Raw genomic sequence first — 26,182 nt, 5'->3', positions numbered from 1 at the left:
AAACTCCCAGCTCGCCTTTTTCTGTATGCTCGGCAAATCGTTCATAGCGCGCAATCTCTGCCAACAGCTTCGTGGGGAAAGGCGGGGCGATACGGAAAGCGCCAGGGCGCAATGGCGAGCCGGGCCGCCATTGCGCCCTGACCTCGGGGCCGCCTCGATGTGATGTCCGTCGTGGCGCTTGCTCTTCGGGGCAGCTGCCGGCTCGCGCTCGCTCCGCTTGCGCCGTCCGTCGCCGGTTCCCGATCGCAGGGGGTTCCGCTTTTCGGCGGCTGTGCTATACTGTCCCCGCGCTTTAGTACAGTAAAGTAGAAAAGCGGCCGAAGCGAAGGCGCCACCAGGGAAGGGAGCGCATCGGCCGGACTTGAGGATGATGGGAGATGCGATGAAGAAGAAACTCGTAGCGCTCGCGGCGGCTGTCGCCACGTTGGCGCTGTCTGCGGTGATGCTGGCCGGTTGCTCCGGCCGCGGAGATGCGCAGAGCGCCGACAGCGCGGCCACGGACGGCTCGTTCACGCTGGCGGTGGGTTTCGACCAGGGGTATCCGCCGTACGGCTACGTGGGCGACGACGGCCAGTTCACCGGCTTCGACCTGGAGCTTGCCAAAGCCGTGTGCGAGAAGATGGGCTGGGAGCTGAAGCTCGAGCCTATCGACTGGGACGCGAAGGACGCGCTCATCGGCAGCGGCACCATCAACTGCATCTGGAACGGCTTCACCATGGAGAACCGCGAGAACGACTACACGTTCTCTGAGCCGTACATGTACAACGAGCAGGTGGTGGTCGTGAAGAAGGACAGCGACGCGAAGAAGCTTGAGGATCTGGCCGGCAAGACGGTGCTGACGCAGGTCGATTCGGCGGCGCTGCACGTGCTGGAGGACGAGAAGGGTCAGAAGGCGCTGGCCGACACGTTCAAGGAGCTGCAGACCATCGGCGACTACAACAACGCGTTCATGCAGCTTGAGTCCGGCATGGTGGACGCCGTGGCATGCGACCTGTCCATCGCCAGCTACCAGATGGCGGCCAAGCCCGACACGTACGTGAAGCTGGGTGTGCTGGCTCCCGAGAACTACGCGGTGGGCTTCAAGAAGGGCGACACCGAGCTGGCCAAGCAGGTGACCGACGCCCTCAAGGCGCTTGACGAGGACGGCACCGTCAAGCAGCTGTGCGACAAGTACGCCGACCAGGGCATCACCTACGACAACTGGGTGCTGTAAGGTTCCGCCGGCCTGACGGCCGGCGGACCTGCTCGACGCTGCGGGCCGTTCGCGCACCGAATCTTCGCGCGATCCCGGAAGCTCGCGTACCGCAGTACGCTTCGCCTCCGCGATCCCCCGAATCTTCGGCACGGGAACGGCCCTCGCTGACGTTACTGAACCTGTTATGTTTGAGAAAGGCCGAACATGGAATTCGCTACCATGATGGAGCTTCTGCTCTCGGGCTTGGCGTTCACTTTGCAGATATTCGTCACCACGCTCATCGGCTCGCTGCCGTTGGGCGTGCTGGTGGCGTTCGGGCGCATGAGCCGGTTCAAGCCGGTCGCGCTCGTTACGCGCTTCTACATCTCGGTGATGCGCGGCACGCCCCTCATGCTGCAGCTCATGGCGCTCATGTTCGGCCCGTACTACCTGTTCGGCCTGCAGATGGGCAACGATTGGAAGTACTGGGCGTGCTCCATCGGCTTCATCATCAACTACGCGGCCTACTTCGGCGAGATCTACCGCGGCGGCATCCAGTCTATCCCGCGCGGGCAGTACGAGGCGGCCGAGGTGCTGGGCTACTCGCGGTTCCAGACGTTCATGAAGATCGTGCTGCCCCAGGTGGTCAAGCGCATCCTGCCCGCCATGAGCAACGAGATCATCACGCTGGTGAAGGACACCTCGCTCGCGTTCGTGCTGGGCATCATGGAGATGTTCAGCCAGGCGAAGGCCATCGCCGCCTCGCAGGTGAGCATGCTTCCCTACGTCATCGCGGGCGTGATCTACTGGGTGTTCAACTTTATCGTGGAAATCATCCTCACCCGCGTCGAGAAGCGGCTGAACTACTACCATGATTAGGAGCGACGTCATGACCAACGAACAACCCGTCGTGCTGCTCGAGCATGCGCAGAAAAGCTTCGGCGGGACGCCGGTGCTCAAGGACATCTCGCTCAAGGTGCAGCCGGGCGAGGTGGTGGCCGTCATCGGACCGTCGGGCGGCGGCAAGTCGACGCTGCTGCGCTGCATGACGCTGCTGGAGACGCTCGACGCGGGGCGCTTGGCCTACGGCGACCTTGTGGTTGCCGAAAGCGACGGCGCGGGCGCGGCGGCCTATGCGCCAAAGGCCGTGCTCAAGGAAGCGAAGACCCGCTTCGGCCTGGTGTTCCAGAACTTCAACCTGTTCCCGCACTACTCGGTGCTGAAGAACATCACCGACGCGCCCCTCCACGTGCAGAAGCGCCCGAAGGACGAGGTGCTGGCGGCGGCGCGCGGCCTGCTGGCGAAGATGGGCCTCGCGGGCAAAGAAGACATGGTGCCCTGCGAGCTGTCGGGCGGCCAGCAGCAGCGCGTGGCCATCGCCCGCGCGCTCGCGCTCGACCCCGACGTGCTGTTCTTCGACGAGCCCACGAGCGCGCTCGACCCCGAGCTGACGAAGGACGTGCTGAAGGTCATCCGCGATCTGGCGGCCGAGAACATGACGATGGTCATCGTGACGCACGAGATGAACTTCGCGCGCGACGTGGCCGACCATATCGTGTTCATGGACGGCGGCGTTATCGTGGAGGAGGGCCCGGCCGAGCAGCTGATCAACAACCCCCAGCACCAGCGCACCCAGGCGTTCCTAGCGAAGTTCGAGGGGGAGTAGGGGTAGCTCCGCTCAGGATGACATCGCCCAGCCTGCTTCCGAACTGGGATCGCGGTATCCGGTCGTCGGCTTCTTCGATTCGGGATGCGGCGCTATACTGGAAGCTGCAACCTATCCGGAAAGCGAGGCGACGATGGCTATCGACAAGGTGAAGGCGTTTCTGCGCGAGCGGGGCATGGAGGAGCGCGTGCTGGAGTTCGAGACGTCGAGCGCCACCGTCGAGCTTGCCGCGCAGGCCGTGGGCTGCGAGCCGGCGCGCATCGCGAAGACGCTGTCGTTCCACGTGGGCGACCGCGTCGCGCTCGTGGTGGCCGCGGGAGATGCGCGCATCGACAACCCCAAGTACAAGGCGCGGTTCGGTTGCAAGGCGAAGATGCTCGCCGCCGACGAGGCCGAGCCGCTGATAGGCCACGGCGTGGGCGGCGTGTGCCCGTTCGCGCTCAACGAAGGTGTGGACGTGTTCCTCGACGAATCGCTGCGGCGCTTCGACACCGTGTATCCGGCGGCGGGCAACGCCGCGAGCGCCGTGCGCCTGGCACCCGACGAGCTGGAACGCTGCGCCGCGCCCTGCACCTGGGTCGACGTCTGCAAGGTCGTCTGATGGAGGCGGGGGAGCGCCGTTCCGGCGAGATGACGTTCTACGTCGTGCGTCACGGGCAGACGCTGTTCAACGTCATGGGCAAGGTGCAGGGCTGGTGCGACACGCCGCTCACGGACGAGGGCGTGCGCGCCGCGCAGTCGCTGGGCCGCGGGCTGGCCGAAGTGGACTTCTCCGCGGCGTACTCGAGCGACAGCGGCCGCGCCGTGCACACGCTCGACGAGCTGCTGCGCGCGCGGGGGAGCGGGGTGCCGTTCGGCCCCTACGACGATATGCGTCTGCGCGAGTGGTGCTACGGCGACCTCGAGGGCGAGCCGGGCGAGTTGCTGCACGCCACGCTCGACGCGGGGTTCGGCGCGCCGCTGTCGTTCGAGGAGCACAATCGGCGGCTGCCCGAGGTGGCCGACGTGCTGGCGGATGCGGATTGCTCTGGCCGCGCCGAGCGCTTCGATGCCATCGAACGGCGCCTGCGCGGGTTCTTCCGCGAGGCCGGGGATGATGGGCTGAAGCGCGGCGGCGGCAACGTGCTGGTGGTGACGCATTCGTTCGTCGTGCGCACGCTCGTGTACCTCATCGACCCGGAGCGCGTGAACGATCCGGTGAAGATACCGAACGCCAGCGTCACGCGCATCTCCTACGACGGGTCGGATTTCCGCCTGGGCGAGATAGGCTCCACCGCCTGGCAGCGGCCGTGAAGCGGAAGCGGCCGGAGCAAGCCTGCCCCGGCCGCTTCTGAAAGGAACTACCAGCGATCCCAGCTGATGCGGCAGACAGGCGCGGTGCCGCCCATGCCGCCGTGTTCGCGCTGGCCGTGCTGATGGTGGTCGTGCCTCCGAGCCTGATCGTCCTCGCGTCCGCGAGGATGCCCGTCTTCGTGACCGGCCCCGTGATCGTGCGCATGGCCGCATCCGCAGGCCTGCGTCCCGGCTTGACCCTGCTTCCGGCCGTGCGGATGCTCCTCGTGCGAGCCCTCTTCGGTTCCCTCGTGGTCGAGCGGATGCTTGCGCGCGCCCATCAGCCACTCGCCGGCCAGCAGCTGCATGCCCATGGGCATGAGCCGCACCGAGATCGAACCCACTTTGTTGTACCAGCCCGTCACGGCGCAGCGCTCGCCGCGCATGAGCGCGCGGTACACGCGGATGGCCGTCTCGTCGGTATCCATGGAGAAGTACTTCCACGCGGGCGCGTCCTCGATGCCGGCGTTCTTCGGGAAGTTCGTGCGCGTGGCGCCGGGGCAGACGGTGGTCACCGACACGCCGGTGTGCTTGAGCTCGCGCGCCAGCGCGGTTGAGAACGACAGCACGAACACCTTCGCCGCGCCGTACAGCGCGTTGTAGGGGCACGGCGTTTTCGCCATCATCGAGCTCATGTTGAGGATGCGGCCGTGGCCGCGCTCCAGCATGGGATGCAGGAACACGCTGGTCAGCTCGGCGAGGCTGGTGACGCTGACCTGGATCATCGAGCGGATGTCGGCGATGGGCAGGTCGGAGAACTGGCCGGCGGGGCTGTAGCCCGCGTCGTTGACGAGGATCTCGATCTCCTTGCCCGCCTCCTGGACGCGCTTGAATATGGTGCGCGCTGCGTCGGGGTCGGAGAGGTCGCAGGCGATGGGCAGCACGTCGATGTCGAGCCTGCGCAGCTCGTCGGCCTGCTTTTCCAGGGCTTCCTTGTCGCGTGCGACGGTGACCAGATCGAAGTCGTCGCTGGCGAACAGCAGGCAGAGGGCCTCTCCGATGCCGCTCGTCGCGCCGGTGACCAATGCGGTTTGTGCCATGATGGCGCTCCTTTCGTGCCGGACGCGCTGCGCCCGAGTGGTTTTTCCCGCTATGATAGGAGCGAGAAGCGGGTGCCGTTCGGGCGGCTGCACGGCCGTTGGAAAGGTGCGACTTGCACGCAATCGGGCTGAAATGGCGAGGAGGACGCTTACGAATCGAGTCGCGCCTCCTCGAGGGCGCCCTCCTCCCGCTTCAGGTCGGGCGCGGCGTCGTCGAGGTTGCGCATGCCGCGCGCGACCAGGGCGAAGGCCGTGATGGCCATCCAGCAGCCTACGAGCACGACGGCGGCCACCGAGGTGCCCAGTGCGCTGACGCCTACCGAGGTGGCGAACACGGCAACGGGCGCCGCCGCCAGCAGAAGCGAGTTCTGCGTGCCCAGCGCGCTGCCGCGCGACGCTTCGGGAATGCGATCGAGCATGAAGAAGCCCAGCAGCGCCGACGCGGGTCCGGCGCTCACGCCCAGCACGAGCGCGCCCAGCAGCATGAACGGATAGGGAGGCAACGCGCCCAGAATAGCCACGCCCAACAGCATGCCGAACATCGACAGCACGTACCATGTCCGACGCGACAGACGCGGAGCGAACACGGCATAGGCGAGCGAGCTTGCCAGCAGGCCCAGCGACATGGTCGACAGCACGTAGCCCAGCAGCTCGGGACGGCCGCTGTCCGTGAAGAACACGGGCAGGACGAGGCCCTGGAACGATCCCATGACCATGACGATGCCGAACGTGAGCAGGGTGGAGACCGTCAGCACGCCGTCGGTGCGGAACAGCACGCGGATGCCGGTGCGCAGCGCGCCAACGGCCGATGGCACGACGCCCCGCTGCGCGGTCGCGTCGCCTTCGTTCGCAGGGGCACCCGATCGCACCGCGCCCACGCGGCGCGGGATGGTGGCGGTGGCAAGCGCTGCCGAGAACGAGAGGGCGGCCGTGAACCACAGCGACGGCACGCCGCCGACCAGGCCGATGGACAGCGCCGCCAACGCGGGCCCTACGATGGTGACCAGCGAATCGAGCGACTGCGACAACCCCATGAACCGTTGGAGGTCCACGTCGTCGTGTTTGGTGACGGCTGGCAGCAGCGCGTCGCGCGCGGTCATGCCGGGGATGTCGCCCACGGCTCCCAGCAGGCCCAGTGCGACGAACCACCAGAAGTTCAGCCCCCATACCATGTCCACCACGGGGATGAGCGCGACGCTGGCGGCGGATACGAGGTCGGAGGCGATGGATATGGTGCGGCGGTTGAAGCGGTCGAGCGCCGCACCGCCCACGATGCCGATGGCCATCTGGGGGACGGCGCAGATGAGCGCCAGCGTGCCGGCGGCCAGCGCATCGCCGGTGGTAGCCAGCAAGATGAGCGGAAGCGCGACGGCTGCGATGGAGTTTCCCAGCAGGGAAAGCGCGTTCGATACGAGGAAACGGATGGAGGTGCGGCCGAACATGAGGGGGATCCTTTCTGGCGAGTTCCTTCGACTGCGCGCCTGCGGCGCTTCGCTCAGGATGGCAGTTGCTGCTAGAAAGGAGTAAAAACTACGACGCTGCGTCGGGGTCAAGCGTCCTGTGACGAAGATATGGAGGCGGCTCCGCGTTTTGCGAGGATGCGAGCTTCAAGCGTCTCTTCCAGCTGGGTCTGAGCTCGTGCTTGCGCCTCGTTGAGCCCGGCGCGGATGAGTTCGTCGATGTACAGCTCGGCCTGGGGGTTGAGTTCGCTGTCCCAGTTCGCAGGGTCGAAGCAGTCGATCACAGGGTCGAGCATCTCCATGGCGGCATCGATTACGCGGTCGATGTCCGCATCCGTCGCATCGGGAGGCAGCTCGTCGAACATCGTCTGTATGTCATGGAGATCTTCGATCAGCCCTTTCTCGCCGAGGGCGGATACGGTGCGCTCAAGTTCGACGATATCTTCCTCGGTATACAGGTGCCCGGCGATAAGCAGCGCGTCGCGGTCGCCGCTGCGCACGGGCAGCGTGTCGTAGGCGTTGCCGATGAGCGCCTTGGCCGCGCGGGCGAACCGCACCGGCAAGTCGGGGTCCAACTGCTCGCGCTTCAGCAGGGCGATGGTGCGGCGTTGCTCCTGCAGACGCTCGATCTGCAGCGCCAGTTCGCGGTCGAGTTCATCGAGCGCCTCGTCGGCGTTCGGGCCGGCTGCTTCGGCCAGATGAGCGTCCGTTTCGTCGAGCACCTCCGAAATGCGCGACAGCGAGAACCCTAGCGACGACAGCCGCTTGATGCGCAGCAGGCGCACGAGGTCCCCTGCGCCGTAGTCGCGGTAGCCGTTCTCGCCGCGCGGCGGCTCGGGCAGCAGGTCGATGGCGTGATAATGGCGCAGCGTGCGCACCGACACCCCCGCCAGCTTCGCTATCTCGCTCGACTTCACCAGGAACTCTCCTTCGCTCGCGCCTACCGCGCCCGGCGGACCATCAGGCGCTCTTCGATGGGGAAGGCGTCGATGCTGCGGCGCTCCACCGTCTCGAAGCCGAAGTGGCCGTACAGCTGCTCGAGCCGTTCGGTGTAGCAATCGAGGTAGCAGGCCAGCCCGTGCTCGTCGGCGTATTCCAGAAACGGCGTGAGCAGACGGCGGAATGCTCCGCTGCCACGCTTCTCGGGATCCACACCGGCCGAGATGAAGTAGATGAAATCCTCGTCGGCCGCCGCACGCTCGAGCGGCCAGCTCGTGGAGGAGATGGGATCCATCGCCTCGATGCGCGGTCCCAGCACGTCGATCTCTTCGTCGGTGAGCACCTCGGCCAGAAGCGTGCCCGATTCCTCCTCGAGCTCGGTCCAGTCGACGTCGCCCAGCTCGCTGCGCAGGTAGACGTTCGCGGCCCCCGCTCGGTCGGGCAGCGCGTACACGCACTGGTACGGTGCGGTGACCTCGTAGTCCGATCGGATGACGGCGCGCGTGATCTCCAGCTTGCGATCGCGTCCGATGCCCAGCTCGTCGAGCGCTTCGAGCCAGGTGACGTACCACATCTCCTCGAGGAAGCACGTGCCCACCATGCGGGCGAGCGCGTCGAGCTCCTCGGTTCGGTCGGGTTGGACGGTGATGAGTCCGGGCAGGTTCATAGGACATCCTTTTGCGATTCGGTTTCGGTTCGTCTTCGATTCTCGCACGACCCGCTAGCCTTGTCGAGCGCTTCGGTGATTCGGGTTACAACTGAGGGCAAGGCGCGGCCGTACTGCAATCCGGTCGCGCCGGTTTGTCTTCGCCGCATCGCGCTGGCGCTGCCGCGACGACGGGCTGCCCGTTCAGTTCGCTTTCGAAGGAGGCTTTTCGATGACCGTCAAGGATTTTCTCGATACCAACGATTTCACGAAGGACCAGCTGCTCGACATGATCGAGCTGTCGCGCGTGCTCAAGCGCTGCGTGAAGGCCGGGTACTACCCCGAGCTGCTGAAACATAAGACGCTGGGCATGATCTTCCAGCAGGTGTCCACCCGCACGCGCCTGTCGTTCGAGGGCGCCATGGCCGACCTCGGCGGCACGGGCCAGTTCTACGCGCCCGGCACCATCCAGCTGGGCGGTCACGAGACCATCGAGGACTCGGCCCGCGTCATGAGCCGACTGCTGGACGTTCTCGAAGCGCGCGTCGACCGCCACGAGGACCTCGTCGAGCTGGCGAAGTACGCGACGATCCCCGTGATCAACGGCATGTCCGACTACAACCATCCCACCCAGGAGATGGGCGACCTCCTCACCATGATCGAGCATCTGCCCGAGGGCAAGCGCATCGAGAACTGCAAGATGGTGTTCGTGGGCGATGCCACCCAGGTGTGCGTGTCGGAGATGTTCATCACCTCGAAGATGGGCATGACCTTCGTGCAGTACGGCCCCGAGGGTCATCAGATCCGCGAGGACCTGCTGGAGATCGGTCGTAAGAACTGCGAGGTGTCGGGCGGCAGCGTCAGCGTCACCGGCAACCGCGAGGAGGCCATGAAGGACGCCGACTTCGTGTACACCGACGTGTGGTACGGCCTGTACGACAAGGAGCTGTCGAAGGACGAGCGCATGGCCATCTTCTACCCGACGTACCAGGTCACCGAGGAGCTTATGGCCATGGCTGCCCCGGACGCCAAGTTCATGCACTGCCTGCCCGCCTCGCGCGGCGAGGAAGTGACCGACGCGGTGATCGACGGCTCGCAGTCCATCTGCTGGGACGAGGCCGAGAACCGCAAGCACTCCATCCGCGGCTTGCTGGCGTACTTCTGCAAGCAGGCCGAAACCGACCAGCCCGAAGCCGACGAAGCCCACGATCAGCTGAACTACCTGCTGGAAGGCCTCGGCAAGCAAGCGATCAAGTAAGGGTCCGACTGATTTGAAAGAGGCTCCTTATGGCAAAGAATAAGAAATTTCGGTTGGTCGACGCGATCCTGTCGGTCATCACCGTCGTGTTCGTGGCCGAGGCGGCGGCTCCTGCGGCCGCCATCGGCAACTCGCAGTTCTTCTGGTGGATCTTCCTCATCATCGCGTTTCTGCTGCCGTACGGCTTGGTGGTCAGCGAGCTGGGCACCACCTACGACGACGAGGGCGGCCTGTACGACTGGGTGCGCCGCGCGTTCGGCGACAAGTGGGGCAGCCGCGTGAGCTGGTACTACTGGATCAACTTCCCGCTGTGGATGGCGTCGCTCGCTTTCCTGTTCCCCGAGACCATCTCGATGATCACCGGCATGGAAATAGGGCTGGTGCCCTCGCTGGCCATCGAGCTGGCGTTCGTCTGGATCGTCGTGTTCCTCAGCTTCTCGAAGGTGTCGGACTCGGCGTGGATCCTCAACCTGGCCGCCGTGCTCAAGGTGGGCATCGCGCTGGTGGTGGGCGGCCTCGGCATTTGGTACGCCGTGAACTTCGGCTTCGCGAACGACATGGCGCCCGAGACGTTCCTGCCGGCGCTCGACTCGAACAGCCTGACGTACTTGTCCATCATCCTGTTCAACTTCATGGGCTTCGAGGTCATCACCACGTACGTGGGCTCGATGGAGAACCCGAACAAGCAGATTCCCCGCGCCATCATCGCGGGCGGCATCGCCATCGCGGCGCTGTACCTGTTCAGCTCGTTCGGCATCGGCGCCGCCATCCCGGCCATGGACATCTCGCTGGACTCCGGCATCATGGACGCCGTGGGCATCATGGCGGGCGTGGGCAGCGTGCTGTTCATCGTGGTGGGCATCGTGTTCCTCATCACGTTGTTCGGCAACATGGTCAGCTGGTCGTTTGGCGTGAACTTCGTGGCCGAGCACGCGGCGCGCAAGAAGAACATGCCGAAGGTGTTCGCGCACGAGAGCGAGAAGAACCAGATGCCCACCGGCGCCGCCATCGTCAACGGCGTGGTGGCCAGCGTGTTGGTGCTGCTGTCGCCCGTGATGGAGCTGGCGGGCTTCGACAGCTTCTTCTGGATCTTCTTCTCCATGAACATTGTGTTCCTGCTGATCAGCTACATTCCCATGTTCCCCGCGTTTTTGAAGCTGCGCAAAATCGACCCTGCGGCGAACCGCGTGTTCAAGGTGCCGGGCGGCCACGGCGTGGCGCTGGTAGTGGCGTGGGTGCCGGTGATCCTGCTCGTGCTGGCCATCATCGCCACTATCGTTCCGCTGAACGGCTCGCCCGAGGAGATGAGCAAGATCCCCATGCTCATCGGCGTGATCGCGTTCGTCATCCTGGGCGAGCTCGTGCGCATCTGGTCGGCGCGCGGGCGCAAGGACGATTACGGCGGCATGGGCTCGAGCGGCGACCCGTTCGAGTTCGATGTGGCGCACGGCTACGAGGAAATGCCTGAATCCGAGAAGATCGCCGTGGAAGAGGATCTGATCATCGGCCGCGAGCCGCGCGATCTGGTGTAACCAATCCCGAAAGGACGTACTTATGGATACCATTTACGAGAACGAATCGACCCCGAAGAAAGACGGCTACCGCATGCCCGGCGAGTTCGAGCCGCAGGAGTGCATCTGGATGCTGTGGCCGCATCGCCCCGACAACTGGCGCGACGGCGCGAAGCCTGCGCAGAAGGCGTACGCCGACGTGGCGCGCGGCATCGCCCAGTACGAGCCGGTCATCGTGGGCGTGAACCCCGAGGACTACGCCGCCGCGCACTACGTGCTAACGGGCGAGGAGAACATCCTGGTCGTGGAGATGACCAGCGACGACTCGTGGATCCGCGAATGCGGCCCCACGTTCGTGGTGAACGACGACGGCGACGTGCGCGCGGTGCACTGGCACTTCAACGCATGGGGAGGGCTGGTGGACGGCCTGTACTTCCCGTGGGACCAGGACGCGCTCGTGGGTCTGAAGGTGGCCGACCTCGCCGGCGTTGATCGCTACCGCCCGGACTCGTTCGTGTTGGAAGGTGGCTCCATCCACGTGGACGGCGAAGGCACCGTGATGACCACGGAGATGTGCCTCTTGTCCGAGGGGCGCAACCCCGAGCTCTCGAAGGAGCAGATCGAGAACTACCTGTGCGAGTACCTGGGCGTCGACAAGGTGATCTGGATCAAGGACGGCATCGACCCCGAGGAGACGAACGGGCACATCGACGACGTGGCCTGCTTCGTGCGCCCGGGCGAGGTGGCCTGCATCTGGACCGACGACGAGGACAACCCGTTCTACGAGGCCGCGCACGCCGCCTACGAGACGCTGTCGAACGCCACCGACGCGAAGGGGCGGGCGCTCAAGGTGCACAAGCTGACCATGCCGAAGGAGCCGGTCTACATGACGCAGGAGGAAGTGGACGCCATCGACGTGGTGGAGGGCACCATCCCGCGCACCACCGAGGACGTGTGCATCGCCTCGTACATGAACTTCCTCATCGGCAACGATTTCGTGCTGGTGCCCCAGTACGACGACGAATACGACGAGATGGCGTTGCAGCAGGTGCAGGAGATGTTCCCCGAACGCGAAGTCGTGGGCGTGCCCACGCGCGAGGTGGTGTACGGCGGCGGCAACATCCACTGCATCACCCAGCAGCAGCCAGTTGGCGTGTAAAGTCCGAAGCCCCAATCAGAAAGGATTTCCCATGTCCTATCAGAAAGGACCCGGCCAGACCGTGGTCATCGCCCTCGGCGGCAACGCCTTGGGAAACACGCCGCAAGAGCAGCTGGAGCTGGTGAAGAACACCGCCTCGCACATCGTCGACATGGTGAGCGAGGGCGTGAACGTCGTCGTGTCCCATGGTAACGGGCCGCAGGTCGGCATGATCCAGAACGCGTTCGACTACGCGAACGCCCACGACGGCAAGACGCCGGCCATGCCGCTGCCCGAGTGCGGCGCCATGAGCCAGGGATACATCGGCTACCAGCTGTCCCAGGCCATCCTGAACGAGCTCAAGCGCCGCGACATCATGCGCTCGTCGGTGGCGCTCATCACCCAGACGGTGGTCGACGCGAACGACCCCGCGTTCCAGGATCCCACGAAGCCCGTGGGCGCGTTTCTGACTGAAGACGAGGCCGTGCGTCTTGCGAACGAGACGGGCGCCACGTTCAAGGAGGACGCCGGCCGTGGCTGGCGCCAGGTGGTCGCATCGCCCGCGCCGGTGCGCATCGTGGAGTTCGATGCCATCAAGGACCTCGTGGACGACGGCTACCTCGTGGTGTCCACGGGAGGCGGCGGCGTACCCGTCATTGAGGAGGACGGCGGGTATCGCGGTGTGCCGGCCGTCATCGACAAGGACCGTTCCAGCGCCAAGCTGGCGGCCGACTTCAAGGCCGACATGCTGGTCATCCTCACCGCGGTGCCGAAGGTGGCCATCAACTTCAACACGCCGGACCAGCAGGACCTCGACGTGCTGACCGTGGCCGAGGCCGCGCAGTATATCGAGGAAGGCCAGTTCGCTTCCGGCTCCATGCTGCCGAAGGTGGAGGCCTGCATCGCGTACCTGCAAGCCTACCCCGAGGGCAAGGCCATCATCACCAGCCTCGAGAACGCCGCCGAAGCCATCGAGGGCAAGTCCGGCACCCTGATCGTGGCGTAAGCGCCGAAAGCGCGTGGCCCGTCGACGCGCGGGCCACGCGCTTCTCCATCGTGAACGCGCGAGTCGAAATTCTGGCACAAAATAACGGGTAGGGGAACGATTCGGCGCTGTTTCGCATGTACGATAGGGGTGAAAAACAAGAAACCCCAGGTCGAAATCGTCCGCAATCCGAACCAAATTCCCCTACCCGCAAATTTGTGCCAAAAACAGGCACCCCACGTTCAAACCGCAACCCGACAAACCGATGCTAATCGTGACAAGCGGGAGCGGCTCAACATGGGCGTAAGCTCTCGTCAGGAGGTGCTCGACATTGTGTACGATGCGGGCGCCGAAGGCAAGACGACGCCCGCATCGTGAGAGGTTCTTACTCCGCTTCGAGCAGCGGTTCGGATTCGGGGGCGGGTTTTGTTTGCATTGCCCCCGCCCGCCTCAGCTTCCCGCATTCCCGCGCGGCCAGCGCCACGGTCAGGGAGGCGGCCATGAGATCGGCGGGGGGCTGCGACCACCAGACGCCGGTCAGGCCCTCGACGGCCGCCAGCACCACGATCATGGGGATGGCGAACAGCAGGTAGCGGCAGACGCCCAGCAGAATGGAGATGCGCTCCTGTCCCACGGCCTGGAAGTACGCCGAGGCCACCTGCGCCAGGAACCCGAACGGCGCGCACACCAGCAGCGGCAGGAAGTGCGAGGCGGTCAGCTCGATCAGCTGGGGGTCGTCGCCGATGAAGAACGTCGAGATGGGCGCGGCGAACGCGATGACCAGCCCGCACACGACGGCCAGGATGGCGAACGTCCCGCCCAGGCTGGCCTTCACCAGCTCGTGCAGGCGCTCGAAGTGGCGCGCGCCGCGGTTGAAGCTGGCGATAGGCTGCAGGCCGTAGGTGGCGCTGAGGCACAGCATGTCCAGCAGGTAGACGACGTAGCCGTTGATCACGGAGAACGCCGCGAGGTCGGGATCGCCGCCCAGCGAGCCCAGGTAGTTGTTGATCACGATGGTGTACACGAGGCTGGCCACCTGCACCAGGAACAGCGGCAAGCCCTGCCAGAGGATCGTGCGGCAGATCGCGGGATCCAGCTTCATGCCTCCGAACGTCACCTTGAAGGTGGACTTCTTGTTGAACTGGAAGTACAGGATGGCGAAGAACCATAGCCCCGTGCTCATGCCGTAGTACGCGCCTGCGGCAGCGAAGCCCAGGTCGAGCACGTACACGCACAGATACAGCCAGAACAGCGCCAAGACGGAGGCGATGACGGCCAGCGCCGAGGCCAGCGAAGGCTTCTCGTCGGTGCGCAACAGCGAGCACAGCAGCTGCCCCAGCGTGCAGAACGGGTAGAAGCACATGAGCAGGCGGATGAACGCCGTCACGTCCTCGTGGATGTCGGGCGTGGCGCCCAAAAGCGTGGCTATCTGCGGCGCGAACAGGGCGATGACCGCGGAAAGCGCCACTAGCAGGTAGGCGGCCAGCCAGAACCCCTGGTTGAACACCTTCTGCGCGCCCGCCGTGTCGCCGCTGCCCAGGCGCTGGCCGGCTGCGGCGGCGGTGCCCATGCCCAGCGCCCCGCCCAGCGCCAGGTTCAGCAGCTCCAGCGGAAGGATGACGGTGACGGCGGCCAGGCCGAGCGGTCCCAGGCCGTTGCCGATGATGAGGCCCTCCAGCACCACCATCACCATCTGCGCCAGCATGCCGGCGAACGTGATGGCGGCGTAGCGGGCGAACAGCGGCTTGATGGGCGCGGTGCCCAGCTCGCGTTCGGTGGGTTCGGGCTCGATAAGCAGCTCGTCCATTGCCGTCGGCCTCCTTGAGCCTGGTGGCGGTTTCCGTCGTGACGACCTTACCGCGAAGCCGACGCGAGCGGGGGATTATACCGGTCGCGTTTCGCCGGAGTGCGGGATTATATGGGATTAGCCGGGTAGCGCGAAGGTTACGGGATGCCGAGGGAGCAACGGGAACGGCGCGCGCATGTCGTCCGCAGTCCGGGGACGCATCTTCGCCCCTAAAACACGCTACAGGCCCCTTTTCCGTGTTTTAGGGGCGAAGATGCGTCCCTGCGGTGCCCCCGGTTCCGCGCCGGGGGCACCAAACATGGAAGGGGATGGGTCTGGTTAGGCTTCGTACACCTTCTTGCCGTCCAGGTAGGTGGCAAGCACCTTCGCGCCGAGGATGTCCTCCGGGGCGCAGGTGACGAGGTCGGTGTCGAGCACGGCGAGGTCGGCCAGCTTGCCGGCCGTCAGCGATCCCACCTCGTCGTCGCGTCCCGCGGCGATGGCGCTGCCCAGCGTGTAGGCGCGGACGGCGTCGGCGGCGGGGATCTTCTCGTGCGGCTGCCAGCCGCCTGCGGGCTCGCCGGTGGCCGGGCTCTGGCGCGTCACGGCGTCGTAGATGACCTCGCGCGAGTTGATGTCCACCACGGGCGAGTCGGTGCCGAAGGAGAACTTCACGCCGGCGTCGAGGTAGCTCTTGTACGGCCACATCAGCTTGGCGCGCTCCGGCCCCAGGTCGCGCTCGATGCCGTTCGGGTCGAGCACCGTGTGGGGCGGCTGGCAGTTGGCGCACACGTCCAGCTCGGCCAGCCGCTCGATGTCGCCCGGCAGGAAGTTCTCGAGGTGCTCCAAGCCGTTCTGGCCGTTCGGCGCGCCGAACTTCTCGCGCGCCTCCTCGAAGATGTCGAGCGCGGTGTGGATGGCCTTGTCGCCGATGGTGTGGATGCGCACGGCGAAGCCCTCCTCGGCCGCGCCCAGCACGATGGTGCGCATGCGCTCGGGGTCGGTCACCGGCGCGCCGCATTCGCCCTCGTGCGCCGCGTTGGAGTACGGCTCGGAAAGCCAGGCGGTGTGGGTGGACGACACGCCGTCGAAGAACTGCTTGAGGCCGGGAGAGCGCAGCAGGTCGTTGTCGGCGAACTCGTCGCGCAACTTCCGGGCGCGAGTCAGATCCTCCAGCGCGGTGGGGAACATGTTGATGCGCACGGTGAGGTCGCCGCGCTCGTGCAGCGCGCGGTACACGTCGTCGCGCACGAAGTCGCCGCCGGGTACGGCCAGAAGCGACACGTCGCACACGCTGGTGATGCCCTCGGCGTTGAGGTCGGCCAGGAACTGCCGGATGCCGGCGTTCGTTTCCTCCTCGCTGAATTCGAGCATGGTGGGGATGAGCGCGGTGGCCGCCGTTTCCTGGATGATCCCCGTCAGCTCGCCGTTTTCGTCCTTCTGGTAGACGCCGCCGGCGGGCGGGATCGAGTCCTTCGTGATGCCGAACTTCTCGAGGCCCTTCGAGTTCACCCACAGCGTGTGCGAGTCGCCCGACTGCAGGCACACGGGACGGTCGGGGTAGGCGGCGTCGAGGATGTCCTTGTTCGGCAGCACGGGGTCGTCCCACAGCGGGTGGTACCAGCCGTACGACAGCATGAACTCGTCGGCCGGCCGGGCATCCTCCACCTGCTTGAGCGCTTCGACGCAGTCCTCCGGGCACGTGCCCTCGCAGAACACCACGTAGGGCGAGCGGTCCATGGCCGAGGGGAAGAAGTGCAGGTGCGAGTCGTGGAATCCGGGGCAGACGAACGCGTCGCCCAAGTCGACGGTCTCGGTGCCGGGGCCCGCATAGGCGGCGGCTTCCTCGCGCGGCCCGACGAAGGCGATGCGTCCGCCCTCGATGGCGATGCTGCCGTCCATGGTAGCGTCGACGCCCGGTTCGGCGGTGAAGATGCGGGTGCTGTTCAAGATCAGATCGGCCGGCTTCATGCGACGGCTCCTTCCTTCGACAGATCGGACGAATCGACGGTGCGTTCGACGCGCAGCGAGCCCAGGCGGCGCAGCTCGCGCACCACGAACACCATGGTGAACGCGAAGCACAGCACGTCGGCCACCGGCTGCGCCCACCATACGCCGGTGATGCCCATGAACGACGACATGATGATAATGCAGGGGACGGTGAACAGGAGATAACGGCTCATGCCCAGCACCGTGGCGATGACCACCTTGTCCACGGCCTGGAAGTAGGCCGACATCACGTTCGAGGCAGAGCCCAGGCAGGCCAGCAGGCAGAGCGGCAGCGTGTTGGCGGCGGCCAGCGCGATGAGGTCGGGCTCGTCTCCGCAGAAGATGGTGCAGATGGGCACGGCGCACAGGATGAACAGCGCCGACACCACGGCGATGGCGGCGGCGGTGTCCACCAGCGACGCGCGGATGAGCGTCTTCAGGCGATCGGGGCGCTTGGCGCCGTTGTTCACGCTAGCCAGGGGCTGCACGCCGTAGGTGGAGCACAGCCACATCATGTTGAGGATGTACACCAGGTAGCCGTTCAGGATGGCGAAGGCGCCTATCTCCAGATCGCCGCCCAGCACGCCCAGATAGTTGTTGATGACGATGGTGTACAGAAGGCTGGCGGCCTGCACGAGGAACGTGGGCAGCCCGATGGTCAGGATCTCCTTGCACAGCTTGCCCTCAAGCTTCATGTCGGAGAAGGCGATCTTGAACTTCGTGTGCTTGCTGAAGACGAAATAGAACACCGCGACGAACCAGAGGCCGATGGACAGGCCGTAGTACACGGCCGCGCCCGCAACGCCCATGTTCGCCAGGAAGATGGAGCAGTACAGCCACACGATGGCCAGCACGGCCGATCCGAACATGGCGGCGGTGGCCAGCCCCGGTTTCTCGTCGACGCGCAGCACCGACGACATCATCTGGCCGAGGATGCAGAACGGGTAGAAGCACACGAAGATGCGCATGAACGTGACCACGCCGTCCACGAGGTCGGGCGTGGCGCCCAGCATCAGGGCGATCTGCGGCGCGAAGATGAAGATGAGCGCCGAGACGGCCAGGATGAGGTACGTGGAAAGCCAGAAGCCCTGGCCGAACGCCTTGCGCGCGCCCGCCATGTCGCCGGCGCCCAGACGGTTGCCCGCGACGGTGGCCACGCCCATGCCCAGCGATCCGCCCAGCGCCAGGTTCAGCAGCTCGAGCGGCATGATGATGCCCACCACGGCCAAGCCGAACGATCCCAGGCCGTTGCCGATGATCACCCCCTCGAGGATAACCATGACGGCCTGCGCGGCCATGCCGATGAGCGTGATGAGCGAGTACTTGACGAACAGGCCGTGCACGGGCTTCGTGGCTAACTCGCGGTCCTCGTCGGTGACCGCGACGGCGGTTGCGTCTTCTGCCATCAGCGCTGCCCTCCTTTCCCGATCCTTGGTCTGCGGCGTTTTGCCGCCTCCCCGGGCGACCGGGCGGCCGCCCCTTGCGTTCGGGCGGCTCCCTTGCAGCCGCCCCGTCTGCAAACGACCATACGCCCGCCGTGCGGAAGAGGGAAAGTTTATAAGGGGTTGGATTGCCCCGCTGCGGGTTTAGAAGGGGTTAGTGCTCGTTTGACCAGGAGCTGCTTCAATCTTCTTTCCAGAAGCTTTGCAGCAGCTGCTGGCGCGAGCTGACGTTGGCCTTGCGGTAGATGTTGTGCACGTGCGCCTTCACCGTGCCCAGCGACAGCGTGAGCGCGCTCGCGATGTTCTGGTTGTCCTTGCCTTCCAGCAGCAGCGCCAGCACGTCGCGCTCGCGCGGCGTGAGCGCATGGCGGTCGGCGTAGCGCGCCAACTGCGTGTGGGCGCGCTGCTGCACCTTCGTCGTGGCGCCCGTGGGCGGTTCGAGGAAGCGGATGGACAGCGTGTCGGCGGCCGAGCGGATGGCCAGAACCGCGCAGAAGATGACCGCCACGTTCTCGCACATGTTGCGCTCGCTGAGGTGGTACGTGAACGACAGGTCGGTGATCTGCGGCGCAAGGTAGTACATCATGAGCGAATCCTCGGCGAACACGAGGGCGATCAGCACGGCGAACGCGATGAAGGGCTTGCGCATGCGCAGCAGGTGCTGCCGCAGCGTCTCGTCGGCTCCTCGCCGGTACGTCCAGAAGCCGTAGCCGAGCGCCGAAGCGACGCACAGGTCGCGCACGCCGTAGAAGATCCACTGGCTCAGCCTCGAGTCCTGCACCGCCACCACGACCGCCGCCTGCACGAGCACGCATGCCCCGCACGGCACGGCGATGCGCAGCCAGGTGCGGCGCTCGACGTATTCCAGCACCACCCACCACACGCTCATGATGAACAGCGTGGAGAACGCCAGCTTGATCCACGGATGCAGGAAGGGGAAGGTCACGATCTCGGCCAGCGTGTCGGGCTTCAAGTAGGAGTACTCGTCCAGGAAGATGAGCGATGTCTCCAAGCAGAACGCGATGAAGAACGCCATGATGCCCAGGTACGTGGTGCGATGCGACACGAAATAGGCCGACAGCGACATGCTGGCCGAGAACAGGCACATCAGTATGAACAGCATGGTGTAGCAGAACCAGATCTCGTTCACGATGCCTCCTCGTCCCTCTGTCCCTTTGTCTCACTCTTTCCAGAAGTCGCGGGTGAGATCCTGGCGGCTTGCGTGGTCGGTCTTCTTCAAGATGTTGTGCACGTGCGCCTTCACGGTTCCCAGCGCCAGCTGCAGCTCGCTCGCGATGTTCTGATTGTCCTTGCCCTGCAGCACGAGGGCGAGGATCTCCCGCTCGCGTGCGGTCATGCCGTGGCGTTCGCAGTACGCGGGCAGCAGGTCGTCGATCTGCCGTCGCACCTCGGGGTTCTCGGATGCGGGCGGCTCCTTGAACCGCAGCCGCAACGTGGCTCCGGCTTCGCGCAGGCTGAAGAACGCGAACGCCAGCATGAGGAAGTTCTCGGAGAAGTTGCGCTCGGATATGTAGAGGGGCAGCATAGAGACCGACGTGGGGTCCCACACTAGCATCATGAACGTGTCTTCCAGGATGATGCACATGGTCAGCACCAACGTGATCAGGAACAAAGGCTCGTGACGGCGCAGTCTCGTCTTCTCGATCTCGCTTTTGGTGGTGCGGTAGCGCATGAGCACGTAGCCGAGGCACCACAGCAGGAACACCTGGCGCATGCTGTAGAACAGCCATTGCTTGTACTGCCCTTCGGGCAGGGCGACGATCACGACGGTGCTGAGCACGACGAAGCCCACGGCTGGAGCGATGCGCATCGACATCCGTTTCTCGCCGAGGAAATCCAAGGCGATCAGCCACAGGGCTTCCAAGATGCCGAGGGCGAAGAATATCCTCAGGGCCGGCTGGTCGATGGCGTAGAACACTTCGAGGGGGAACTCGGTGTTCTGTCCGAGGTATTCGTTCTGGAAAATGAGCGCCAGATCGAGGAAGTAGAACAGGAAGAACGCCACCATGTACAGATGGCTTCGTTTACGGCAGACGAAGTACGCGGAAAGGGAGATCGTTCCCGCCGCGATACAGACGAGCATGACGAGGATCGTGTAGAAGTAGAAGGCGATCTCCAAGGTTTAGTCCCCCTCGCTTTCCCGTTTGCGGGTCGGCCGTTCTTCATGCGGCCATTCTACCTCGTGGGTTTAGCGAGTCGTATCGGGGTTGTAGAGCTTTTGTAAACTGAGACTATAGTGCCTGTTCAGAGGATGGGTTACGGGGGATTATTTCGGTTATAGATTTCTTTTCGTGAAAATAATCTTCATTATTCCTTCACAACGCGGGGTGCCGGTCGCATAGTGGGCGCCAAGAGATGCGGCTGCCGACGGCATGTCGCGGACCACCGATTCCATAGGAGGAACCATGGCAGTGAAGGACTACATCGACACCAACGACTTCACCAAGGAAGAGCTGCTCGACATGATCGAGCTGGCGCAGTCCATGAAGGCTATGATCAAGGAGGGCGGCCGCTACCCGCTGATCCTCAAGAACCAGACGCTCGGCATGATCTTCCAGCAGGTGTCCACCCGCACCCGCATCTCCTTCGAGACGGCCATGACCGACCTGGGCGGCCATGCGCAGTTCTTCGGCCCGGGCACCATCCAGCTCGGCGGCCACGAGACCCTCGAGGACACCGCCCGCGTCATGGGCTCGCTCGTCGACATCCTCATGGCCCGCGTGAACCGCCATCCCGACGTGGTGAACCTGGCGAAGCACTCCGCCGCGCCGGTCATCAACGGCATGTCCGACTTCAACCATCCCACGCAGGAGCTGGGCGACCTCTTGACCATGATCGAGAACCTGCCCGAGGGCAAGAAGATCGAGGACTGCAAGCTCGCCTTCATCGGCGACGCCACGCAGGTGTGCGTCTCCCTCATGTTCATCGCCTCGAAGATGGGCATGGACTTCGTGCACTTCGGCCCCAAGGGCAAGCAGGTGACCGACGGCGGCCTCGTGGTCGACTCCGACGTGGACATCATGGCCATCGCCGAGGAGAACTGCAAGGTGTCCGGCGGCACCGTCACCGTGTCCGACGACATCGAGTGCATCAAGGGCGCCGACTTCGTCTACACCGACGTGTGGTACGGCCTGTACGACGAGGAAGAGGGCGGCGAGAGCTACATGGACGTCTTCTATCCCAAGTACCAGGTGACCATGGAGATGATGGACTTCGCCGGCCCGGACTCCAAGTTCATGCACTGCCTGCCGGCCACCCGCGGCGAGGAAGTGACCGACGAGGTCATGGACCATCCCGAGCGCAGCCTGTGCTGGGTCGAGGCCGAGAACCGCAAGCACTCCATCCGTGCCATCCTGGCCTACCTCTGCCCGAAGACGAAGGAGGATGCCGACGCCGCCGACGCCGCCGAGGCTCGCATGAACGCGGTGCTCAACAAGATCGCCTAGTTGGGGATTGCGCATCCTGGAGGGGGACGGCCTTCTCCAGGATGCCTGCACTGATCGAACGCTCCACCGGGCCGGGCCCGCGACGTTAGCTGACGCGGCCCGGTGGGGCTGAACCCCTGAAAGGGGACAACCAATGGGTAATAAAGTCAAGAAGTTCTCATTCATCAGCGTTATTCTGTCCGTGATCTGCGTGGTGTTCGTGGCCGAGGCCGCCGCCCCCGCTGCCGCCATCGGCAACCAGCAGTTCTTCTGGTGGATCTTCCTCATCATCACGTTTCTACTTCCCTACGGCATGGTCGTCGCCGAGCTGGGAACCACCTACGATTCCGACGGCGGCCTGTACGACTGGATCCGCGAGGCGTTCGGCGACCGCTGGGGCAGCCGCGTGGCGTGGTACTACTGGATCAACTTCCCGCTGTGGATCGCCTCTCTGGCCACGCTGTTCCCCGACATCCTGGGGATGGTGTTCGGCGTGGAGTTCGAGCTGGCTCCCGTGCTGCTCATCGAGCTGGCGTTCGTGTGGATCGTCGTGTTCATGAGCTTCTCGAAGGTGTCGGACTCCGCTTGGATCCTCAACGGAGGCGCCGTCCTCAAGGTGCTCATCGCGGTGTCCGTGGGCGGCCTCGGCATCTGGTACGCCGTGAACAACGGCTTCGCCAGCGACATGTCGCCGGCCACGTTCATGCCCGACCTCACCAACACCAACGCGCTGACGTACTTGTCCATCATCCTGTTCAACTTCATGGGCTTCGAGGTCATCTGCACCTTCGCCGGCGCCATGAAGAACCCCTCGAAGGACATCCCCAAGGCCATCGTGCTGGGCGGCCTGGCCATCGGCGCCATCTACCTGTTCTGCTCGTTCGGCATCGGCGCGGCCATCCCGGCCGACCAGATCGACCCGGACTTCGGCATGATCTACGCCGTGATGACCATGGTGGGCGAGGCGTCTCCCATCTTCATGCTCATCTGCATCATCTTCCTGGTCACCCTGTTCGCGAACATGGCCTCCTGGTCGTTCGGCGTGAACTTCGTGGCCGACTACGCCGCCAAGCACGGCAACATGCCAAAGGTGTTCTCGCATGAGAACGCGAAGACCGAGATGCCCACCGGCGCGGCTATCGTGAACGGCGTGGTGGCTTCGCTGGCCCTCATGCTGCAGCTGATCCCGATTCCGGCCATCTCCGAGGGCATCTTCTGGATGCTGTTCTCGATGAACGTCGTGTTCCTGCTGATCAGCTACATTCCGATGTTCCCGGCGTTTTTGAAGATGCGCAAGGTGGACCCGAACCGCAAGCGCGTGTTCACGTTCCCCTTCAAGGGCAAGCTCATGTACGTGATGCTGGCCATTCCCGCCATCGAGCTGGTGCTGGCCATTATCGCCACCATCGTGCCGCTGAACGGCTCGGAGGAAGAGCTTTCGAAGATCCCCATGCTCATCGGCGTCATCGTGTTCGTGGTGCTGGGCGAAGTGGTGCGCATCTGGTCGAAGCGCGGCCGCACGGAAGAGTACAAGGGCCTGACGCCCGCCTTGGCCGCCGAGCGCTTGGCTGAGGAAGCCGCCGAAGAGGCCGCCGACGAGGCCGAGGCCCCCGAGGCGAAGGGCGACGCGGAACCCGAAGCGGTGCCGGTCGCGTAAGCAAGAACCAAGCTGGCGCCGCGCAGGTCGTCATCCCGGCTGTCATCCTGAGCGGAGTCGCGACGCGAAGCTAGTCCTTTAGGGAAGGATCCGGCGCGGCGCCAGCAGAGTAACAAACAACGCTTGAAGCAAGTACTGCAAACCAAAACAGAAAGGTGTGCATTATGAAGACGATTCACGAGAGCGTTTCCACCCCGAAGGCCGACGGCTACCGCATGCCCGGCGAGTTCGAGCCGCAGACCCGCATCTGGATGGCGTGGCCGCACCGCACCGACACGTGGGCCTGGGGCGCGAAGCCGGCTCAGAAGCAGTACGCCGACGTGGCGCGCGCTATCGCCGAGTTCGAGCCCGTCACCATGTGCGTGAACCAGGTGGACTACGCCAACGCCAAGGCCGTGTTCGAGGACGACGAGAACGTCACCGTCGTCGAGATGACCACCGACGACGCGTGGGTGCGCGACACCGGCGCCACCTGGGTGGTCAACGACGAGGGCGACAAGCGCGCCGTGCATTGGCACTTCAACGCCTACGGCGGCTTCGAGAACGGCCTGTACTTCCCGTGGGACAAAGACGAGCAGATCGCCCTCAAGATGGCCGAGATGAGCGGCTGCCGTCGCTATCGCCCCGAAAGCTTCATCCTCGAGGGCGGCTCCATCCACGTGGACGGCGAGGGCACGGTCATCACCACCGACATGTGCCTGCTCGATCCCGGCCGCAACGCGTCCGTGACCGACTACGAGCCCTGGTCCGAGGAGCTGCGCGCGTACTGCGACGAGCAGCTGAAGAAGTACCTGGGCGTGGAGAAGGTCATCTGGGTCAAGGACGGCATCGACCCCGAGGAGACGAACGGCCACATCGACGATGTCGCCCAGATCGTCGCTCCCGGCAAGGTGCTGTGCATCTGGTCCGACGACCCGGACTACCCGTTCTACAACGAGTGTCATGCCGCTTACGAGACGCTGTCCAACGCCGTGGACGCCAAGGGCCGCAAGCTCGAGGTGACCAAGCTCTGCATGCCCGTGAAGCCGCTGTACATGGACCAGGCGTCCTGCGACTCCATCGACACCGAGGAGTACGCCGAGCCGCGCGTGGCCGATGAGCCGCTGATCGCGTCGTACATGAACTTCCTCATCGTCAACGGCGGCGTCATCGTGCCGCAGTACGGCGACGAGAACGACGCGCTGGCCGTCCAGCAGATCCAGGCTGCGTTCGACGAGGCGTGGGGCGAGGGCGCGTACAAGGCCGTGGGCGTGAAGACCGACCAGGTGGTCTTCGGCGGCGGCAACATCCACTGCATCACCCAGCAGGAGCCGGCCGGCAAGTAGGCTGTTCCGGCGACCTCGCGGCCGGCGGGGCGGATCGTCCCGCCGGTGCCGCGAGCGTTCTGCGATTGATTATCCTCTGCCTGACAGTCTCCGGCCGTGGCAACCCCGGCTTTTTCATCAAGGCATTTTCCAGAAGGCCCCATCCGTCCTCCGGCCAACCGGTGCGCACCGGCGGAGGTCGGCGGGCCACGGAGCGGTCCTTTCGCCAGGGGCCGCTCCGCTTTTTCCTCACCTCCCGTCCCTGCGGCGCGCGTTGGGCGCGCCCGAGAGAAAGAGAGCATCGCATGCCTTATCAGAAGGGTGAAGGTAAGTCCGTCGTCATCGCGCTGGGCGGCAACGCCCTGGGCAACACGCCCCAGGAGCAGCTCCAGCTGGTGAAGGACACCGCCAAGAACATCGTCGACATGGTCGAGGAGGGCACCAACGTCATCGTGTCACACGGCAACGGCCCCCAAGTCGGCATGATCAACAACGCGTTCGCGTACGCGTCCGCCGACGACGGCAAGACCCCGGAGATGCCGTTCCCCGAGGCCGGCGCCATGAGCCAGGGCTACATCGGCTACCAGCTGTCCCAGGCCATCCTGAACGACATGAAGCTGCGCGGCATCGACCGCTCGACGGCCTGCGTCGTGACGCAGACCGTGGTGGATCCGTCCGACCCGGCGTTCCGGAACCCCACCAAGCCGGTCGGCGCCTTCCTCTCCGAGGAGGAGGCCAAGGCCAAGGCCGCCGAGACCGGCTGGACGTTCAAGGAGGACGCGGGCCGCGGCTGGCGCCAGGTCGTCGCCTCCCCGAAGCCGGTGCGCATCGTCGAGTTCGACGCGGTCAAGGACCTCATGGACGGCGGTTACGTGGTCGTGTCCACGGGCGGCGGCGGCGTGCCGGTGTTCGAGAAGGAAGGCCTGTACGAGGGCGTTCCCGCGGTCATCGACAAGGACCGTTCTTCCGCCAAGCTGGCCGCCGACTTCGGCGCCGACATGCTGGTCATCCTGACGGCTGTCGAGAAGGTTTGCGTGAACTTCGGCAAGCCCGACCAGGCCGAGATCGACACGATGACCATTGCCGAGGCTGAGGAGTTCATCGCCCAGGGTCAGTTCGCCCCCGGCTCCATGCTCCCGAAGGTGGAGGCGTGCATCGAGTACGTGCGCGCGTTCCCCGAGGGCAAGGCTCTCATCACGTCGCTCGAGTGCGCCGCTGCCGGTATCGAAGGCAAGACGGGCACGGTCATCACGGCGTAAAGCGCCTCCGAAGCCCGAAAGGGCCCGCTGCCGCATGTTCGGCAGCGGGCCCTTCTCTTTTGCGCGGCCGCCTCGTGCCCTGCGGCGGCGCGCCCGAAGCCCAGCCGGCCCGCCGCGACCCCCTCCGGCGTCGCATCGCACCGGCTCGCC

23 protein-coding genes are annotated in these 26,182 nt (G+C 65.0%); 14 read left to right on the top strand and 9 right to left on the bottom strand.

Annotation, left to right across the window (positions count from 1 at the left end):
* Nucleotides 1–382: 382 nt before the first annotated feature.
* The 5 genes from HMPREF1023_RS11570 to HMPREF1023_RS11550 all read left to right on the top strand — a co-directional run bounded on the left by HMPREF1023_RS11570 (nucleotide 383) and on the right by HMPREF1023_RS11550 (nucleotide 4,133).
* Nucleotides 383–1,213 carry a transporter substrate-binding domain-containing protein gene (locus HMPREF1023_RS11570; protein WP_035579033.1) on the top strand — a complete coding sequence of 277 codons (831 nt, stop codon included), beginning with the start codon at nucleotides 383–385 and terminating at the stop codon, nucleotides 1,211–1,213.
* Between the two features lie 186 nt (nucleotides 1,214–1,399).
* Nucleotides 1,400–2,053 (top strand): amino acid ABC transporter permease, encoded by a 654-nt coding sequence (locus HMPREF1023_RS11565; protein ID WP_009306506.1) that lies wholly within the window; start codon nucleotides 1,400–1,402, stop codon nucleotides 2,051–2,053.
* Between the two features lie 10 nt (nucleotides 2,054–2,063).
* Nucleotides 2,064–2,840 carry an amino acid ABC transporter ATP-binding protein gene (locus tag HMPREF1023_RS11560; RefSeq protein ID WP_009306505.1) on the top strand — a complete coding sequence of 259 codons (777 nt, stop codon included), beginning with the start codon at nucleotides 2,064–2,066 and terminating at the stop codon, nucleotides 2,838–2,840.
* 133 nt (nucleotides 2,841–2,973) lie between these two features.
* On the top strand, nucleotides 2,974–3,441 hold the full coding sequence (locus HMPREF1023_RS11555) for a YbaK/EbsC family protein (RefSeq protein ID WP_009306504.1): 468 nt from the start codon (nucleotides 2,974–2,976) through the stop codon (nucleotides 3,439–3,441).
* Nucleotides 3,441–4,133 carry a histidine phosphatase family protein gene (locus HMPREF1023_RS11550; protein ID WP_009306503.1) on the top strand — a complete coding sequence of 231 codons (693 nt, stop codon included), beginning with the start codon at nucleotides 3,441–3,443 and terminating at the stop codon, nucleotides 4,131–4,133. The genes HMPREF1023_RS11555 and HMPREF1023_RS11550 overlap by 1 nt, the downstream gene beginning before the upstream one ends.
* Before the next feature lie 47 nt (nucleotides 4,134–4,180).
* Here the strand turns inward: HMPREF1023_RS11550 and HMPREF1023_RS11545 are convergent, their stop codons facing one another.
* The 4 genes from HMPREF1023_RS11545 to HMPREF1023_RS11530 all read right to left on the bottom strand — a co-directional run bounded on the left by HMPREF1023_RS11545 (nucleotide 4,181) and on the right by HMPREF1023_RS11530 (nucleotide 8,278).
* The gene (locus HMPREF1023_RS11545) at nucleotides 4,181–5,212 is read right to left on the bottom strand and encodes an SDR family oxidoreductase (RefSeq protein WP_009306502.1); all 1,032 of its coding nucleotides are present in this window, start codon (nucleotides 5,210–5,212) and stop codon (nucleotides 4,181–4,183) included.
* A gap of 149 nt (nucleotides 5,213–5,361) precedes the next feature.
* Nucleotides 5,362–6,654: an MFS transporter gene (locus HMPREF1023_RS11540; RefSeq protein WP_009306501.1), complete on the bottom strand. Its 1,293-nt coding sequence runs from the start codon at nucleotides 6,652–6,654 to the stop codon at nucleotides 5,362–5,364.
* Between the two features lie 107 nt (nucleotides 6,655–6,761).
* Nucleotides 6,762–7,589 carry a MerR family transcriptional regulator gene (locus HMPREF1023_RS11535; RefSeq protein WP_009306500.1) on the bottom strand — a complete coding sequence of 276 codons (828 nt, stop codon included), beginning with the start codon at nucleotides 7,587–7,589 and terminating at the stop codon, nucleotides 6,762–6,764.
* Nucleotides 7,590–7,612: 23 nt separating this feature from the next.
* Nucleotides 7,613–8,278, bottom strand: a complete 666-nt coding sequence (locus HMPREF1023_RS11530; RefSeq protein WP_009306499.1) for a hypothetical protein — start codon at nucleotides 8,276–8,278, stop codon at nucleotides 7,613–7,615.
* Nucleotides 8,279–8,489: 211 nt separating this feature from the next.
* Here HMPREF1023_RS11530 and ptcA (HMPREF1023_RS11525) point away from each other — a divergent pair, with 211 nt between their 5' ends.
* From ptcA (HMPREF1023_RS11525) to HMPREF1023_RS15525, 5 genes are all read left to right on the top strand, one after another.
* Entirely contained in the window at nucleotides 8,490–9,515 is a 1,026-nt protein-coding gene (ptcA, locus tag HMPREF1023_RS11525) for a putrescine carbamoyltransferase (RefSeq protein WP_009306498.1), read from the top strand.
* A gap of 29 nt (nucleotides 9,516–9,544) precedes the next feature.
* Nucleotides 9,545–11,047, top strand: a complete 1,503-nt coding sequence (locus HMPREF1023_RS11520; protein WP_009306497.1) for an APC family permease — start codon at nucleotides 9,545–9,547, stop codon at nucleotides 11,045–11,047.
* Between the two features lie 22 nt (nucleotides 11,048–11,069).
* A complete protein-coding gene (aguA, locus tag HMPREF1023_RS11515; RefSeq protein ID WP_009306496.1) occupies nucleotides 11,070–12,185 on the top strand; it encodes an agmatine deiminase in 1,116 nt (371 codons plus the stop codon).
* A 31-nt stretch (nucleotides 12,186–12,216) separates the two neighbouring features.
* Nucleotides 12,217–13,170 carry a carbamate kinase gene (gene arcC, locus HMPREF1023_RS11510; protein ID WP_009306495.1) on the top strand — a complete coding sequence of 318 codons (954 nt, stop codon included), beginning with the start codon at nucleotides 12,217–12,219 and terminating at the stop codon, nucleotides 13,168–13,170.
* A 129-nt stretch (nucleotides 13,171–13,299) separates the two neighbouring features.
* Nucleotides 13,300–13,527: a hypothetical protein gene (locus tag HMPREF1023_RS15525; RefSeq protein WP_147271071.1), complete on the top strand. Its 228-nt coding sequence runs from the start codon at nucleotides 13,300–13,302 to the stop codon at nucleotides 13,525–13,527.
* Between the two features lie 7 nt (nucleotides 13,528–13,534).
* Here the strand turns inward: HMPREF1023_RS15525 and HMPREF1023_RS11505 are convergent, their stop codons facing one another.
* The 5 genes from HMPREF1023_RS11505 to HMPREF1023_RS11485 all read right to left on the bottom strand — a co-directional run bounded on the left by HMPREF1023_RS11505 (nucleotide 13,535) and on the right by HMPREF1023_RS11485 (nucleotide 20,506).
* Nucleotides 13,535–14,956, bottom strand: a complete 1,422-nt coding sequence (locus tag HMPREF1023_RS11505; protein ID WP_009306494.1) for an MATE family efflux transporter — start codon at nucleotides 14,954–14,956, stop codon at nucleotides 13,535–13,537.
* A gap of 318 nt (nucleotides 14,957–15,274) precedes the next feature.
* Nucleotides 15,275–16,906, bottom strand: coding sequence for an amidohydrolase (locus HMPREF1023_RS11500; RefSeq protein ID WP_009306493.1), 1,632 nt, complete (start codon nucleotides 16,904–16,906; stop codon nucleotides 15,275–15,277).
* Entirely contained in the window at nucleotides 16,903–18,330 is a 1,428-nt protein-coding gene (locus HMPREF1023_RS11495) for an MATE family efflux transporter (RefSeq protein WP_009306492.1), read from the bottom strand. The genes HMPREF1023_RS11500 and HMPREF1023_RS11495 overlap by 4 nt, the downstream gene beginning before the upstream one ends.
* Before the next feature lie 217 nt (nucleotides 18,331–18,547).
* Nucleotides 18,548–19,516 (bottom strand): response regulator transcription factor, encoded by a 969-nt coding sequence (locus HMPREF1023_RS11490; protein ID WP_009306491.1) that lies wholly within the window; start codon nucleotides 19,514–19,516, stop codon nucleotides 18,548–18,550.
* Between the two features lie 30 nt (nucleotides 19,517–19,546).
* Nucleotides 19,547–20,506 carry a helix-turn-helix transcriptional regulator gene (locus HMPREF1023_RS11485; RefSeq protein ID WP_009306490.1) on the bottom strand — a complete coding sequence of 320 codons (960 nt, stop codon included), beginning with the start codon at nucleotides 20,504–20,506 and terminating at the stop codon, nucleotides 19,547–19,549.
* A 286-nt stretch (nucleotides 20,507–20,792) separates the two neighbouring features.
* On the opposite strand from HMPREF1023_RS11485, the gene ptcA (HMPREF1023_RS11480) reads away from it, so the two are divergent.
* The 4 genes from ptcA (HMPREF1023_RS11480) (at nucleotide 20,793) to arcC (HMPREF1023_RS11465) (ending at nucleotide 26,032) form a co-directional block, all read left to right on the top strand.
* Entirely contained in the window at nucleotides 20,793–21,833 is a 1,041-nt protein-coding gene (ptcA, locus tag HMPREF1023_RS11480; protein ID WP_009306489.1) for a putrescine carbamoyltransferase, read from the top strand.
* Between the two features lie 133 nt (nucleotides 21,834–21,966).
* Nucleotides 21,967–23,469 (top strand): APC family permease, encoded by a 1,503-nt coding sequence (locus HMPREF1023_RS11475; protein ID WP_009306488.1) that lies wholly within the window; start codon nucleotides 21,967–21,969, stop codon nucleotides 23,467–23,469.
* 164 nt (nucleotides 23,470–23,633) lie between these two features.
* On the top strand, nucleotides 23,634–24,794 hold the full coding sequence (gene aguA, locus HMPREF1023_RS11470) for an agmatine deiminase (RefSeq protein WP_009306487.1): 1,161 nt from the start codon (nucleotides 23,634–23,636) through the stop codon (nucleotides 24,792–24,794).
* A gap of 284 nt (nucleotides 24,795–25,078) precedes the next feature.
* Entirely contained in the window at nucleotides 25,079–26,032 is a 954-nt protein-coding gene (gene arcC, locus HMPREF1023_RS11465) for a carbamate kinase (protein ID WP_009306486.1), read from the top strand.
* Nucleotides 26,033–26,182: the final 150 nt, after the last annotated feature.

Origin of the sequence: Eggerthella sp. 1_3_56FAA (assembly GCF_000185625.1) — a bacterium.
Classification (GTDB): Bacteria; Actinomycetota; Coriobacteriia; order Coriobacteriales; family Eggerthellaceae; genus Eggerthella; species Eggerthella lenta.
This window is presented reverse-complemented; position numbering and strand designations above follow the sequence as displayed.